Source organism: Waterburya agarophytonicola KI4, assembly GCF_020640915.1.
Lineage (GTDB): Bacteria > Cyanobacteriota > Cyanobacteriia > Cyanobacteriales > Xenococcaceae > Waterburya > Waterburya agarophytonicola.
On record NZ_JADWDC010000018.1, the window covers coordinates 62,356 to 77,157 of the forward strand.

At 39.8% G+C, this 14,802-nt stretch carries 10 protein-coding genes; 5 read left to right on the forward strand and 5 right to left on the reverse strand.

All coding sequences use genetic code 11. The features are described from left to right. Positions 1-542 precede the first annotated feature (542 nt). From I4641_RS09565 to I4641_RS09575, 3 genes are all read right to left on the reverse strand, one after another. Positions 543-1,100 carry a rhodanese-like domain-containing protein gene (locus tag I4641_RS09565; RefSeq protein ID WP_229640274.1) on the reverse strand — a complete coding sequence of 186 codons (558 nt, stop codon included), beginning with the start codon at positions 1,098-1,100 and terminating at the stop codon, positions 543-545. A 128-nt stretch (positions 1,101-1,228) separates the two neighbouring features. After that, a complete protein-coding gene (locus I4641_RS09570) occupies positions 1,229-2,002 on the reverse strand; it encodes a sulfite exporter TauE/SafE family protein (protein ID WP_229640275.1) in 774 nt (257 codons plus the stop codon). Between the two features lie 2 nt (positions 2,003-2,004). Next, entirely contained in the window at positions 2,005-2,706 is a 702-nt protein-coding gene (locus tag I4641_RS09575) for an MBL fold metallo-hydrolase (protein ID WP_229640279.1), read from the reverse strand. A 319-nt stretch (positions 2,707-3,025) separates the two neighbouring features. On the opposite strand from I4641_RS09575, the gene I4641_RS09580 reads away from it, so the two are divergent. Continuing rightward, positions 3,026-5,386, forward strand: a complete 2,361-nt coding sequence (locus I4641_RS09580; protein WP_229640280.1) for a tetratricopeptide repeat protein — start codon at positions 3,026-3,028, stop codon at positions 5,384-5,386. Here I4641_RS09580 and I4641_RS09585 read toward each other — a convergent pair. Further along, a complete protein-coding gene (locus I4641_RS09585) occupies positions 5,383-7,080 on the reverse strand; it encodes a SulP family inorganic anion transporter (protein ID WP_229640282.1) in 1,698 nt (565 codons plus the stop codon). The two genes, I4641_RS09580 and I4641_RS09585, sit on opposite strands and share 4 nt — an antisense overlap. A 306-nt stretch (positions 7,081-7,386) precedes the next feature. Here I4641_RS09585 and I4641_RS09590 point away from each other — a divergent pair, with 306 nt between their 5' ends. Further along, complete coding sequence (locus tag I4641_RS09590) at positions 7,387-9,135, forward strand: cation:proton antiporter (RefSeq protein ID WP_229640283.1); 1,749 nt, start codon at positions 7,387-7,389, stop codon at positions 9,133-9,135. Between the two features lie 7 nt (positions 9,136-9,142). Here the strand turns inward: I4641_RS09590 and I4641_RS09595 are convergent, their stop codons facing one another. After that, positions 9,143-10,066: a formylglycine-generating enzyme family protein gene (locus I4641_RS09595; RefSeq protein ID WP_229640284.1), complete on the reverse strand. Its 924-nt coding sequence runs from the start codon at positions 10,064-10,066 to the stop codon at positions 9,143-9,145. Positions 10,067-10,118: 52 nt separating this feature from the next. Between I4641_RS09595 and I4641_RS09600 the strand changes: the two genes are divergently transcribed. From I4641_RS09600 to I4641_RS09610, 3 genes are all read left to right on the forward strand, one after another. Next, the gene (locus I4641_RS09600) at positions 10,119-10,766 is read left to right on the forward strand and encodes a cysteine dioxygenase family protein (RefSeq protein ID WP_229640285.1); all 648 of its coding nucleotides are present in this window, start codon (positions 10,119-10,121) and stop codon (positions 10,764-10,766) included. 140 nt (positions 10,767-10,906) lie between these two features. Further along, positions 10,907-13,336 carry a dynamin family protein gene (locus tag I4641_RS09605; RefSeq protein WP_229640286.1) on the forward strand — a complete coding sequence of 810 codons (2,430 nt, stop codon included), beginning with the start codon at positions 10,907-10,909 and terminating at the stop codon, positions 13,334-13,336. 62 nt (positions 13,337-13,398) lie between these two features. After that, a complete protein-coding gene (locus tag I4641_RS09610; protein ID WP_229640288.1) occupies positions 13,399-14,724 on the forward strand; it encodes a PhoH family protein in 1,326 nt (441 codons plus the stop codon). Positions 14,725-14,802 lie beyond the last annotated feature (78 nt).

Sequence of the window (14,802 nt, forward strand, 5' to 3'; positions counted from 1 at the left end):
TGGAGCTGGTTTCAGGAGTTTGCAAAAGGTTTGTTGAATGCTCAGTATTGCTTGGAAGACTATGGGACGCGCTATAGAGCGCAGACCACATAATGGCCGCTAAAAGGCCCAGCCCAATGCCCCAACTGAACGCCCAAATATGGGAAGATTCGAGAGTAAATCGCAGGTGGCGATCTCTATCGTAAACATGGATAGCCCACCCTTCGCCTATGGATGGTTTCGCTTTTGTCTTATTCATGATGGCGTTCTTGTATTTTGGAAATAGATAGATTCAAAAAGAGATAAATCAATGCTTACTATTACTCTCATTGCTACCGACTAAAAAGAGCACTTGTATCGCCGCAGATGCTGGTTTTTGTGAGTAATTTTGTGAGTAAGTTGTTCTCGGAATTATCTATAATAATATCCAAACGATCTGTAGACCAACCATAACGATCTCAAACCGAAGGGATAAGTTTGAGATATAGCAGACGTTTCACAACTGTCGAATCGTAGACAAGAGTTTCCAATGTTAATGAAGCTTCCAAGTCTCTTTATTGGATTTATAAAACTATGTCGCCGTTGTTTACGGCTTTTTGGTTGTAGGGTAATTTAGCTAGCAGCATTGCCATAGCACAGGTATTAGTTACACCAGCAAATACTAAACCAGCTCCCACAAAGCCGCTGATTATTAAGAACCAGGGCGAAACTAAAGTTCCCAAGACAGTTCCTAAAAAGACTAATGAACCTGCAACAATTTGTACTTGACGAAACATACTAATTGGCGCATTTTTATTTACTACTGTTGGATATCCTGCTGCCTTCCAAGTTGGCAATCCACCTCGAAGATGAAATACTTCGTTAAAGCCTGTCTCAAACATTTTCTGGGCTGCCTGTGCCGAACGAGTACCAGATTGACACTGCAATACGATTTTTCTATTATTATCTTGAGGAATGACTGTAGGGTCAAATTGGGAAAGAGACATTAGTTTTGCCTCAGCAATGTGTTCGGCTGCAAATTCCCCAGGTTCTCTGACATCAATTAATAATGTTTCTTGGCGTTGCAGCCACTTTTTGAGGGTAACGGCGTTAATTTCTTGAAGTTGGTTAATAGTGGTCATGGTCAATCTCCTTGTTGGTTGATAGTTGGTAGTGAGTGGGTAGGGTGAGTAAATTCTAAAAGCTGCTAAGAGAAAAGTTCATACAGGTTATTTTGCCCACCTTACAAATAGTTTGTTGTCGATCGCTCTTAGCGTTTAATCAGAATAAATATGGCGATCGCAATTAGAAAGTAGCCAAAGCCCTGTTGTAGTTTTTCACTTCGGATCTTGCCTGAAAAATATGCGCCCCAAATTACGCCTAAGATAGCTACAGTGGTAAAAGTAAGCATCAGATTCCAGTCAATAGTTACTTGATTTAAGTACCCAATAAATCCCGTAGCTGATTTAAAGGTAATTATTAGTAGAGAAGTACCGATCGCTTCTTTCATTGGTATTCCTCCCAGCAATACCAATGCGGGAATAATGGCAAATCCACCACCAACACCGACGAAACCAGTTAGGATACCTACCCCCAATCCTTCTAAGGTTATGGCTAACCAAGGATATTTGGGCTGATGTTTTTTGGCAATAACTAGTTCAACATGGTTTCTCGTCTGTGATGGCTTACGAATCATGAAATAGCTGGCTACTAGCATCATTACGGCAAAGCAGACAAGTTGAACAGTGTCGGTAATAAAAGGCAATGTTGCCAAACGCGCTCCGACAAACGCTCCCAACATAGCAGGTGGAGTAAAGCTAATGGCGGTTTTGAGATTAACATTACCCTGTCGCCAGTGAGGAATTACCCCAATTAGACTTACAATACCGACAATTGCCAAGCTCATAGCGATCGCCGTTTTCGCGTCCAACCCTAAAACATAGACTAGAATCGGTACTGCTAAAATAGAGCCACCACCGCCGATGAGTCCCAAACTTAGACCGATTATTAATGCCAAAAGATGTCCAGTAATCCAGGTAGCCATAACTATTCAATGGTTGCTAATTTTCGTCCACATTTTTCGTTAGCGGGTACTGCTTCCATCATCTTTTTGGGATCGGGAAGATTGAGATTATCCATAAACTGAATAAAATTTTCTCTGTCTCTACCCGCAAAGCGCGGATTCCACTGTTTTTCTTCTCCAATAGTAGAAACTGTCTGTCCGCGATAATCATGGGCGGGATAAACTAAGGTGGCATCTGGCAAAGTAAACAATCGACTTGTTACCGAATCGTACAAAATACCCGCGTCGCCACTTTGAAAGTCAGTGCGTCCACAACCGCGAATAAATAAAGCATCCCCTGTTAATACCCGTTCTCCATTAACCAGATAAGCCATATGGCTGTCTGTATGTCCTGGAGTTGCGATCGCCTCAACCACAATCGAACCTAATTCTAGATCCTCTTCATCTTGGATATGGCGATTAGCACAATCAGCCTTAGCATTGGCAGAAACAATTCCCATACAGCCAGTTAACTCTCGTAACTTACCCGTCCCCGTAATATGGTCTGCATGAATGTGAGTTTCCAAACAATAACCCAGACTTAGACCTAATTCTTTAAGTAGCTTTAAATCCCGTTCCACCTGTTCTAATACAGGATCGATAAGAATCGCTTCTTTTAGTTCTAAATCCGCTAATAAATAAGTATAGGTACTAGATTCGCTGTCATATAGTTGGCGAAATAACATTTTGTCGCCTCCAATCAAAAGGTTTGCTTACCTCACCTTGAGATTAATCAAACAAGTTGAAGAATTTGTGAGGTTAATTATTAATACATCAGTATATAATAATATAATTAAGATTGAATATAGTCTGCGATCGCCTTGTGGAACAGCTACAAGCAGACTCAGATGAGATAGCGCAGTTTCAAGCCTTTAAATCAGATAACTCTCACCACTAAACGCCCAAGCGTTTTACTGAGGGAATCTTTTTGCATTCCAATATAGAGAAATTTTGATTAACCTGGAGTTAGTTCTGAAAAAATGTCATCAATTGACTGAGGTGGTTATGATGAGCAACAAATATCCGAAATTTTCCCTGGGGTTATCCCAAAGTAGCTTGATCTTGGCTACTTTACTACTTTCTTTCGGCGATCCTGTTACTGCCTCTACTTCTACTTATTCACCTCGAAGCTCTTTGGCGCAGTCATCTCAGGTAGAGTCATTATCGTCAGATAAAGAAGTCAGAACGCAGATTGAAGCAGAGGCGAATCGCTTTTATAGCCGAACTCTAGCCCAGTTTAATTTGATAATTTTAGCTACTTTAGCATTACTTTTAACAGGAGCGATCGCATCTTTATGGCTATTACGTAAGGCAGTAGTCAGAGAGGTTGCTCACCTAGTTAGTACCAATCTTCAGGAATTAAATGCCGCTAAAGCCGAACTAAATCAAGTTACTCAAGATTTACAGAGTATGGTGCATGCTGCCGAACAGATGAGCGGTAGATTAGATCTAGAAGTAGCAGATTTTCAAGGTGAATTACAGCGAAAGCGAGACAATATTGCTCAGTTAATAACAGAACTGACTAATATCCAACAACAAGGGATCAAAACTGTCAATGGCGAAACTCGCAATTATCAAAAGGCGTTAGGCACAATAGAAACTAAATTTAAGCAGCAATTGAAGACACTGGAGATAAGCACTATAGAGCAAAGAGATCTCCTCGTCGAAAATATGACCAAATTAAGTTCTGAATTGTCTCCTTATCTAAATAAGCTTCAGTCAGAAACCAGTCAACAACAAGACAAGGTATTGCGATCGCTACACCAAGCACAAACTAGTTTTAGGCAACAGTTAACTGACTTGCAACAAGAAGCTCAAAATGAAAAAGAAGCAATAGGGCAAAAAATTACACAGCTAAGCTCTCAACTAATACCCCAAATCGCTCAAGTGGAAACTGATTTAGCGCAAGACCAACAAGAGTTTCGGGAAAATTTACAAAATTCCCAAGCTGAATTTACTGGCGAGTTGTCAACCCTAAAAGAAAAAGCCCAACTGCAACAAGAAGATATTCTGCGACACTTTACTCAACTAGAATCTAAATTTGCCCAACAAATTTCGGCCTTACAAACTAATACCATAGAGCAAGTTAAGCAAAGACAGGAAATAGAAGCGAATAACCTAGAAAACTTAGGAACAGAACTCACTACTCAACTAAGGAATACTCAAGCTCAAATAGATCGACAAGTAAAGCAAACTCTAGAAAATCTGAGCCAGTTAGAAACTAAATTTACCACAGGTCTAGCTCAAGATAGTTCAAAAATCAAAGCCCAAAAAGAGCAAATAATAGAACAATGCGCCCAACTGCAAACTGAACTGAGCGATCGCCTTATGGCAGTTCAAGCTAAATTAAAGCAGCATCAGGAGTCAACTATGCAAGGGCTAGAGCAGTTAAAAGCCAATAATACCGATCGCCTTACTCAATTGTATGCCGATGCCCAAACAGAAAAAGAGCAAATTATTGCCGATCTTGCCCAAATTACCCCCCAAGAAATTGCTGGTACTGCTTTAGCAGAAATTCAACAAAACCTGCAAACTCTCAACGCACCGATAGAACACCTTCAGCAGAATTATCCTCAGTTATTTCTCAAGCCCGATGATTTTATTCTCCAGGGTAAAGAGCAATTAGCTCAAGAAAATTATCAGGAAGCGATCGCTCTATTCGATCAAGCTTTAGAAATCCAGTCAGACAATCCAGATGCCTGGAATCAGCGGGGTCTTGCCCTCAGAGAATTGCAAAGATATGAAGGAGCTTTGACTGCATTTAACAAGGCAGTGAGAATTAAACCTACTTTTGATGAGGCGTGGTGCAATCGAGGGATTACCTTCGGTCGCCTCAAGCGTTATGAAGATGCGATCGCTAGTTACAACCGCGCAGTAGAAATCCAACCAAACTATTATCAAGCCTGGGTCGATCGCGGAGTCGCTTTGGGTATGTTATTAAAGCACGAATTAGCTTTTGAATCTTTTGACCGTGCCGTAGAAATTCAACCAGAAAATGCCGTAGCTTGGATGAATCGAGGTATGGCATTAGAGATGCTGGAACGGCATGAAGATGCCCTCAATTCATTCGATCGGGCAGTAGAGTTAAATCCAGAATTATCTAAAGCTTGGAACTATCGCGGTAAAAATCTCATTAAACTAGAGCAATATCAAGAAGCGATCGCTAGTTTTAATCTAGCTTTGAGCGTGCGTGATGATTATGCAGAAGCCTATTACAACAAAGCCATCTGCTATGTCATGGGTGATCGAGTCGAGTCGGCAGTAGATAACTTACAAAGAGCAATTAAACTGGATGGTAAATATCGACAACAAGCTCAAACCGATCCCTATTTTGAAGGCATTATCCAAAGCAATCTGTTTAACTAAATTTTTCTTTGCTCAAAAGCGGCGATCGCCGTATGCAATGTTGGATAAATATGTTCGGCAGTCAGATCTTTCAAAAACCCTGCCCGTTCTAGGTCTAGATATAAATCCTGTTTGACTCTTGCCATGGCAAAGGTAATATTTTTTGCTGCTAATTCATCTCGTAATTCTGACAATATATCAATAGCGGTGATATCGATTTCCACATTGGCTTCCATGTTTAGAACCAACCACTCAACGGGAATTATTTCCGCTTCAATCGATAAAAGCGATCGCTGTTTAAAATTCTCGGCATTGGCAAAACACAAGGGCGCATCGTAACGATACATCAGCAATCCTGGGATGGTTGTTGCTCCTTCCCAATCGTTAATATCATGAAGTCCTGGAAGATCTGGAACTGTGCCTAATACCGCATCATGGGGACGGGCAACGCGATAAAGCAGCTCGATAACTGATAGACTAACGGCGATTCCCACTCCTACTAAAATATCTGTAGCTAAGACGGCAATGGTTGTGATGATCGCGATCGCAAATTCACTAGGACGAAATCTATATAGCCTGATAAACTCTGAGACTTCAATTAATTTGGTAGCAGCATAAATCACAATTGCTCCCAATGCAGCCTTGGGAAACAAAGCTAATACAGGACGGAAAAACAACAAGACAAGAATCACTGCCACCATTGCGACTAAAGAATATAACTGGCTTTTACTCCCCAAGGAATCGCCGATCACTGCACGACTACCGCTACTGCTGACGGGAAATCCCTGCATCAGTCCATTGCCAAAATTGGCTAGCCCCAAAGCCAATAGTTCTTGGTTAGCATCAATTTTGTAGCTGTGACGATTGGCAAAAGCTCTAGCAGTCAAAACGTTATCGGAGTAACCAACCACAGAAATTCCCACCGCAGCAGCCACTAGAGAAGTTAAATCTTGAACTGACACTTGAGGAATCGCCAAGGAAGGGAAACCAGCAGGAATTTCCCCCACAACCGCCACACCTCTTTCATCGAAGTTAAATAACGCTACTGCTGCGGTAGATAGTAATACGGCAATTAAAGGGATAGGTGCAGTCGGAAAATGATGCTGGAGAGTAAATAAAAAGACTAGTACAGCAATGCCTAAAATTAGGGTGGGAGTATGGGCAAAAGAGAGCTTACTAACAAACTCGCTGATTTGACCAAAAAACATATCTGCTTCAATATCGATCTTGGCAATCTTACCAATTTGTCCGCCAATCATAATTAGGGCAATTCCCGCCATGTAACCAATCAACACGGGTTTAGAAAGCAAATTCGCTAAAAAACCTAGTTTGGCAAAATAGCCACCAATACACACTAAACCCATAATTACTGCCAACAAAGCAGCCAGACTAATATAAGCATCTGTTCTAGCTGCTGCCAAAGGCGCGATCGCTACTGCCGTCATTACAGCCGTACTAGATTCGGGACCAATGGAAAGCTGTGGAGAAGAACCAAAAATGGCATAAATAATCATCGGCGGAAGAATTGCCCACAATCCCGCCACGGGCTGCACTCCTGCTAACTCGCCATAAGCCATACATTGTGGTATTAAATAAGCAGCCACGGTCAAACCTGCTAACACATCTCCTCGCAGCCATTCACTCTGATAAGACAGCAGTTTTCTCAACCCAGGCATTTGAATTGAGAAGGAGTTACGAGTTTTAGCTTTGGTCATAAAGCGATCGCCTGAAATTAACAGTAGAATGTATCTTAATCTAACTAAGATTCACTTTTATTACTGAGATAGATCTCTCGCAACATTTGATTAATAATCTTAATGCAATTCAAAAATACAATGTTACTGTCTTGAATTAAATTAAATCAAGGCGATCGCCATCGATAAAGAGGAATTAATTAGCTATCCCACAGTTCTTTGAGGCACTACCCAGCTTATTAGTATGCCCAAGGTTTAATTAAAATTAACCAAAGAATTTGACTTAAATTTAGGTCAGAAGGTAAACAACAACTGGCAAATAATTATATGGCAGAAGTCAATCATGCTTTCGTTTACGATATTACTCTGGTATTAGGCTCATCAGCATTAGCTGGTTTGATTGTTCATCGCTTACGTCAGCCAGTTTTGCTTGGCTATCTAATTGCTGGCTTAGTGATTGGTCCTTTTGGGTTGGGTCAAATTACTCAAATTGAAGAAATAAAATCCCTTGCGGAAATAGGTGTTGCTTTTTTACTTTTTGCTTTGGGGGTAGAGTTTTCTTTAGCCGAACTCAAACGAGTTAAAGACATTGCGATCAAAGGTAGTTTGCTACAAATTAGTTTAACGATCGCTTTAGTAGCATTGTTCACCACTTTGTTAGGTTGGGTTCAGTCTCCCATTGAAGGCATTTTCATGGGGGCAGTATTGTCTCTTTCTTCCACCGCAGTAGTCTTAAAAACTTTGACCGAAAGAGGTGAGGTTAATACAATTCATGGTCAGGTAATGCTAGCAATTTTGATTGCTCAAGATTTAGCTTTAGGATTAATGCTAGCGGTACTACCTGCTTTAAATAACCCCGATAATCTCCTTCCTGCATTGATTACAGCAATAATTAAAGCGGTACTATTTTTTGCTAGTGCGATCGCCGCGGGATACTGGATTATTCCCCGTTTGATGACTACAGTGGCTAAAACTGAGAATAGCGAATTATTTTTACTTACGGTAATTGCTTTATGTTTGGGTATCGCTTTAATTACCGCCAATCTCGGTTTATCAATTGAAATGGGCGCGTTTGTTGCAGGGTTGACGATTGCAGAAATTGATTATGCCGACCAAGCCTTGGCTAAGATGATTCCCCTACGAGATACTTTTGCTAGCTTGTTTTTTGCATCCATTGGGATGTTGATTAACCCAGATACTCTCTGGCAAAATTCTGGGGTGATTATTGGTTTAGTAGCACTGGTAATGATTGGGAAAGCAACTATTATTTTTCCGATTATTTGGCAGTTTGGTTATTCTTTCAAAACTGCCATGATTAGTAGCTTAGGACTAAATCAAATTGGAGAATTTTCGTTTGTTTTAGCCGTGTTAGGGGAAAAACTAGCTTTTATCAATCAAGAACAATACGATCTATTGATTGGCACAACTGCCATTACCCTAGTGCTGACTCCCCTTGGCATGAAGCTATCGCCAGAGATAGCAAATAAACTAGCAAATATTTCTATAATTGCCAATTTTTTACAGAAAAGCCAAGGAAATAGAGGTATATCTGTGCCTCAGACTATCCGTGATCATATTGTAGTGGCTGGTTATGGCAGAGTTGGGCGAGTATTAGTCAAAGTATTGCGTGATCGCAACTATAAGGTCTTAGTAATTGAAAATAGCGAAGCTGCCATTAGAGGTTTACGGAAAGAAAATATACCCTATATTTTTGGAGATGCAGATTCAGAATTGGTTTTAGAGAAAGCCTATTTAGAAAAGGCTAAAGCGATCGCGATCGCCCTTCCAGATCCTTCTAGCACTAGAATTTTACTCAAGTCTGCAAGAGATATTAATCCTCATATTGACATAGTTGCTCGCTCTCATAGCGATCGAGAAATCGATCTATTAACTAAACTTGGTGCAGCGGAAGTGGTACAGCCAGAATTTGAAGCAGCATTAGAAATGGGAAGACAGATTTTAAGTACTTTAGGAGAAGATAATCAAGAAATAGCATCCGCCGTACAAGAAATTCGCACAGATCGCTATCTCAGTGTCCGAGATATCTCCAACAAAACAAAAAACCAACAATACTAATTTATATTCATTCTTTAACCAGTCTAAATCCAAACAAAATATGACGGGAATCAACTGGACGAGTATGGACGTAAGCACCACGACAAAATCCTGGTAAATCGTCCCAAGAACAACCTTTCATAACCGCACGACTACCTTGCCATTTTAAGCTAGAAGTATATTCAAAAACGTTACCCGCCATGTCTTCTACACCATATTCGCTCTTGCTCAGGGGAAAACTTGCGATCGCGCTGGTATAATTCAAACCGCTAACCGCAACGTTAGTGGCATCATTGCGCCATTCATTTCCCCAGGGAAAATATTTGCCTGTTTCTCCTCTCGCTGCTTTTTCCCATTCTTCGGCGGTTGGTAAGCGGTAATTTTCACCTGTTTTTTCTGCTTTCCATGCTGCATAAGCTACAGCGTCTTTATAGGAGATTAAAACTACTGGATGTTGTGCTGTATTGGGGGGATATTTGCCATTATTCCAGAGAAATTCTCGTACTTTAGAATAAGGATGAACTAAAAAACCTTGCTGCTGATATTCGGCTTCTCTAATTCCAGGAGTACGATGATTAGTCGATCGCACAAATTCTTGATAATCTTGGTTGGTAACTAAATTGCGACTCAGGCAAAAATTACTGATGGAAGAAGTTTGACGAGAAGTTTCGCGCTCGAACCAGCCTGTTTGACGTAATTTTTGCTGCGCTTGAATAGCACCTGCGTTAGTATTAGCGATCGATCTGGCTGAAATTTCATAGGCATAATCTCTTTCTCGGCGATCGCTGCCTAGGATAAATTCTCCACCAGGAATAAAGACAAAAGAAGAGTTTGCTTCACATTCTTGGCGAGTTATAGGTTCGGCAGAATTAGCCACTAGGGGAAGATTACAGCCAGAAATCCCCCAAGAAATGGCGATCGATAAGATAATTTTTTTTTCATTTATTACCATTAAAATCAGTAATCATTTTAGTAATTAATAATTAGCAATTAGTAATCATTTTATGTCAAATCATCCTTCCGACAACATTACCGAAGCCAACCAAGATTGCGAAAATTGGATTGTGCTTGACGACAGTACAAGAGAAGCTTACTACCCTCAGGAAAAAGAACTAACCGCAGATCCCTATCGGCTATTTCGGTTTTTGACCGATATGGAAGATATTTTACTCGAAATTCCCGACGATCGCGATCGCCTGAAAGCTATCATGCCCCTTGTCAGAAATCTTTTAACTAGTTCTTACTGGCTACAAATGGAATACGAGCAACCGAATCCTAAAACTGGTTGGTCGGTCAAAATGCTCTATCGCGAACCAGAATATCCCCTCACAGTACAAATGGTAGCCTGGCAACCAGGGGGAATGTCTCCCATTCACAATCATGGTGCGTGGGGAATAGTGGCGATCGTTAGTGGAACGGAAAAAAATCGTTTTTGGAAGCGATCGCCTACTCCCAAACATCCAGATCGCTTGGAATTATTGGGAGAGCAAATTTTAGAACCAGGAGAAATTATCGGTTTAATGCCCGATGCCATTCACAGTGTTGAATCTGTGGGAGACGAACCAACTATTTCTTTTAATATTTACGGCAAAACAAACTATCAGAAACGCTATCAATTTAACGACAAAAACCACACTGCCAAAAACTTTTAGAAGGTAGATAGTTGTTAATTAACCCTTGTTGTTTTTCTGGTTATTTTTTCTTTAAAAAACTATAGTATTTTTTACGGAGGCTTGTTAAGCAAAAATATGTCAAACTCGGAAAATAAGTTTTAAAAACTTGGTTTGATTATATGGTTGTTAATAAGGTTGATTTTTCAGAATCTCAGTCAGAAAATACGATTGACGTAGATTATCTACAACAAGGTGTCATTGAATTATTAGATGAAATCAATCTTTTAATCGACAATACCCAAAGCGATCTAGAAAATTTGACAGAATCTAAATACGATCTCGTCAAAGATCAAATTACTGCTGCGGTCAAAAATGTTGCCGATCTAGAGTTGAGAATGGCAATTGTTGCACCCATGAAAGCGGGTAAATCAACCATTATTAACGCGATCGCAGGACAGGAATTATTACCTAGTTGTGCTGTAGCAATGACCACTATTCCGACAGAAATTGTCTTTGATGCCAAAACCAAACAAACAATTCTCCATTTAACCAAAGATACGATCGATTTATTTCAAAACATAGCTAATAATATTAAGGATAAGGTAAATCGCTTTGGACTCGAATCTCTACAACCAAAACTAGATCGCTATCCCCATCTGTTAGATTTATTTACCGAAATTACTCAATCTAGTGATTTTGCTTTTACCGAGCAAGTTATGGGTCGAAAAGCGATCGACCATACCTTAAATCGTCTCAATCATACAATTCGATTGTCTAGTATTATCGATCCTACTGAAGACTATATTGCTCGACTAAAAGATGTCCCGCGGATTCAAACTCCTTGGTTGAAGATCGGCAAAAATAGAAAAATTGAAGCCAGGGGCAATCTTACCATAATCGATACTCCTGGCCCTAATGAAGCAGAGGAGGGTTTGCACTTAACCGCAGTAGTAGAAGAACAATTACGTCGTAGCTCCATAGTATTAGTTGTTTTAGATTTTACTCAACTGAATAGTGAAGCAGCAAAGACTATTAAACAACAGATTCAGCCCATTGTAGAATCTATCGGTCAAGATAATCTTTATGTTGCGATCAATAAAATCGATCAGCGTCGTCAAGGAGATATGACAAAGGAGCAAGTCAAACAATTTGTTGTGGCTGACTTAGGTTTGACCAATAACGATAACGATCGCATTTTTGAAATGGCTGCTATTAGGGCTTTTTCTGCTACCAAGTTTTTATTAGAAGTACAGCAAAACCCCAAGATTCAATTACTCCAAATTAAATCTTTAACCTCCCTAGCACAAGAAGTATTGGGTATTGATTGGGATGAAGAATTAGAAGATATCACTGTCAAAATTATGGCTCAAAAAGCAGGAAAATTATGGCGCAAGTCTGGTTTTGCTCCTTTTATCGAAAGTGCTATCTCTACTTTAATCGGGAATGCTGCACCCAAATGTATTAACAATGCTCTTAATCTCAGTCGCAGCCATCTGTTATCTATTAAAGACGATCTCAATCTGCGTCATAATGCCATTAATCAAGATACAGCTAAAATACAGTCAGAGATTGAATCTTTAGAAAATGACTTGAGCTATTTAGAATCTTGTCGCGATCGCCTGAGTACGATGGCTGATGTCAAAATTAAGCTACAACAAAATTTACAAAATATTCTTGAACAACTCAAAACCGAAGCCGTAATTGATGTAGAAAGCTTTTTTGCAGGAGAAGAATATCAAAAAGCTGATGCGATCAAAAAAGCCGATATCCACGCGAGAAACTTGCTAATGAGTAATTTGGGTGACTTTGAATTGTTTCCTAAATGGGTATCAGAAAATATCAGAGCTGGCATAGAATACAAAACTTCAGGAACTATTTCTTTTAAAACAGAATTAGAAGCAGAATATTTTACCCAGCAAGCAATTGACCGAGCTAAAAAGCATTTGGAAGAATTAATTCTAAAAGTCAGTCAAGATATTGAAGTAGAAGTTAAAAAATCTAGAGAAGAGTTAGAAAAATTTCTCATAGAAGAAACTCAAGATATTATTACCAGAGCTAAGAATCGTTTACAAACTGCTTTTGAAATTGAGTTAGATTTACCATCTCCAATTATTAGTAGCAATCAAGAAATCCAAATAGAAAGACAGCTAGTTAAGACTAAAAGCCGTCTGGTTGATGATGGCTATGAAGAACGTTTGGTGAAGAAAAGAGCTTGGTACTATTGGTTCGGAGCAATTCCTTTTTATAGTCAAGAAAAACGCAAAAAGCCTTATAAAAAAGAAGATTACTCAGCAGTTTCTGTCACCGAAATTGTCGAACAGATCAATGAATCTAGCGATCGCTTTGTTGATGAAATTCAAGCAAAAGTAACAGTATATTTAGAAAAAGAACTTCATCAGCAAGTAGATAATTTCTTTGTCAAATTAGATGAATATTTAGGTGGTTATTTAAGCAGCTTACAACAAGCTCAATCTGACCATAAATTATCTCTAGAAAAACGCGAACATCTAGCCAAAAGCCTCGCAAAATTAGTTCCTCAAACAACTGACTGCATTAGTAAAACTGATAGTTATTTAGAGAAAACTCAAAAAATTATGATTAACAGCTAAAAATAACTATAGAATGAAATCTTGAAGCAACAAGCTTGCAAGTTCATCGTCATCATTAATGAATGAAAAAAATCTTTGTCATTGATACAAATGTAATACTTCACGATCCCACTGCCATTTTTCGGTTTGAAGACAATGAAATAGTACTGCCGATCGCCGTAATCGAAGAGTTAGACCGCTTTAAAAAACAGCCAGAAATGACTGGTCGTAATGCTCGTCAAGTCTCTCGTACCCTAGACGATCTGCGTCAATCAGGTCATTTGGTTGCGGGAGTAAATTTGAGCAATGGAGGAACGTTGCGAGTCGCTCTAGGCGATCGCCAAACCCTTAAGGAATTACCCCCCGAATTGAGCGGGGATGTGGCGGATAATGCTATTTTAGCAGTGGGGATGCAATGCAAAAATCAATGCCAATGCCCTGTGATTGTCGTTAGCAAAGATACCAATTTACGGATTAAAGCGGATGCCTTGGGACTTAATGCTGAAGACTATGAAACCGATAAAGTAGATGTAGACGATCTTTATACTGGGACGACAGAAGTATTAGTTGATGCCGATCAAATCAATGATTTTTTTAAGATTGGTTTGATTACTCTGGAAGAAAAACTCTTACCCAATCAAGATATTACTCTCGTAGACCGAGTAAATCCTTCCCATACTGCATTAGGGATGGTGGAAGGACAAAGTAACAGAATTATTCCTTTGGTTACTTTACCCAAACTAGGGGTATCCAAGATTCAACCCCGCAACCGAGAACAAAGATTCGCTCTCAATTTACTACTACAAGACTCGATTAAGTTAGTTACATTAGTCGGCAAAGCAGGGACGGGAAAAACACTTCTGGCGATCGCAGCAGGATTGCAAAAAGTAGCAGACGAAAAACTCTACACTCGTCTTCTGATATCTCGTCCAGTCGTACCGATGGGCAAAGATATTGGTTTTCTTCCTGGAGATATCAATGAAAAGCTTACTCCCTGGATGCAACCCCTCTATGATAATTTCGACCTAATTTTTGGCACCCAAGATAACAACGAAAAGGTGGGACATTGGCGCAGAGGACACCAAGAATTAATTGAAATGGGACTGTTGCAGATCGAACCGTTAACTTATATTCGCGGTCGAACTATTCCCCAACAGTTTTTGATTATTGATGAAGCCCAAAACCTTACTCCTCATGAAGTGAAGACAATTATTACTCGTGCGGGGGAAGGGACGAAAGTAGTCCTAACAGGAGATCCCGATCAGATTGATAATCCTTATATCGACGCTGCTAGTAACGGACTAACCTATGTAGTAGAAAGGTTCAAAAACGAACCTCTAGCTGGTCATATTACCCTTTCCAAAGGAGAGCGATCGAGCCTGGCTGAAAGAGCAACAGAATTACTTTAACCGTGTCAGCGAGAATTCCCCATCTCCTTAAGAACGTAGTGGTTGAGATCTCTATGACTTGTGCATTCTACCATTAGA

What these genes read in the sequence shown, in the direction of transcription:
- I4641_RS09565 (WP_229640274.1), bottom strand. Translation starts at nt 1,100, where the DNA reads ATGACCACTATTAACCAACTTCAAGAAATTAACGCCGTTACCCTCAAA.
- I4641_RS09585 (WP_229640282.1), bottom strand. Translation starts at nt 7,080, where the DNA reads ATGACCAAAGCTAAAACTCGTAACTCCTTCTCAATTCAAATGCCTGGG.
- I4641_RS09590 (WP_229640283.1), top strand. Translation starts at nt 7,387, where the DNA reads ATGGCAGAAGTCAATCATGCTTTCGTTTACGATATTACTCTGGTATTA.
- I4641_RS09580 (WP_229640280.1), top strand. Translation starts at nt 3,026, where the DNA reads ATGATGAGCAACAAATATCCGAAATTTTCCCTGGGGTTATCCCAAAGT.
- I4641_RS09570 (WP_229640275.1), bottom strand. Translation starts at nt 2,002, where the DNA reads ATGGCTACCTGGATTACTGGACATCTTTTGGCATTAATAATCGGTCTA.
- I4641_RS09610 (WP_229640288.1), top strand. Translation starts at nt 13,399, where the DNA reads ATGAAAAAAATCTTTGTCATTGATACAAATGTAATACTTCACGATCCC.
- I4641_RS09600 (WP_229640285.1), top strand. Translation starts at nt 10,119, where the DNA reads ATGTCAAATCATCCTTCCGACAACATTACCGAAGCCAACCAAGATTGC.
- I4641_RS09575 (WP_229640279.1), bottom strand. Translation starts at nt 2,706, where the DNA reads ATGTTATTTCGCCAACTATATGACAGCGAATCTAGTACCTATACTTAT.
- I4641_RS09595 (WP_229640284.1), bottom strand. Translation starts at nt 10,066, where the DNA reads ATGGTAATAAATGAAAAAAAAATTATCTTATCGATCGCCATTTCTTGG.
- I4641_RS09605 (WP_229640286.1), top strand. Translation starts at nt 10,907, where the DNA reads ATGGTTGTTAATAAGGTTGATTTTTCAGAATCTCAGTCAGAAAATACG.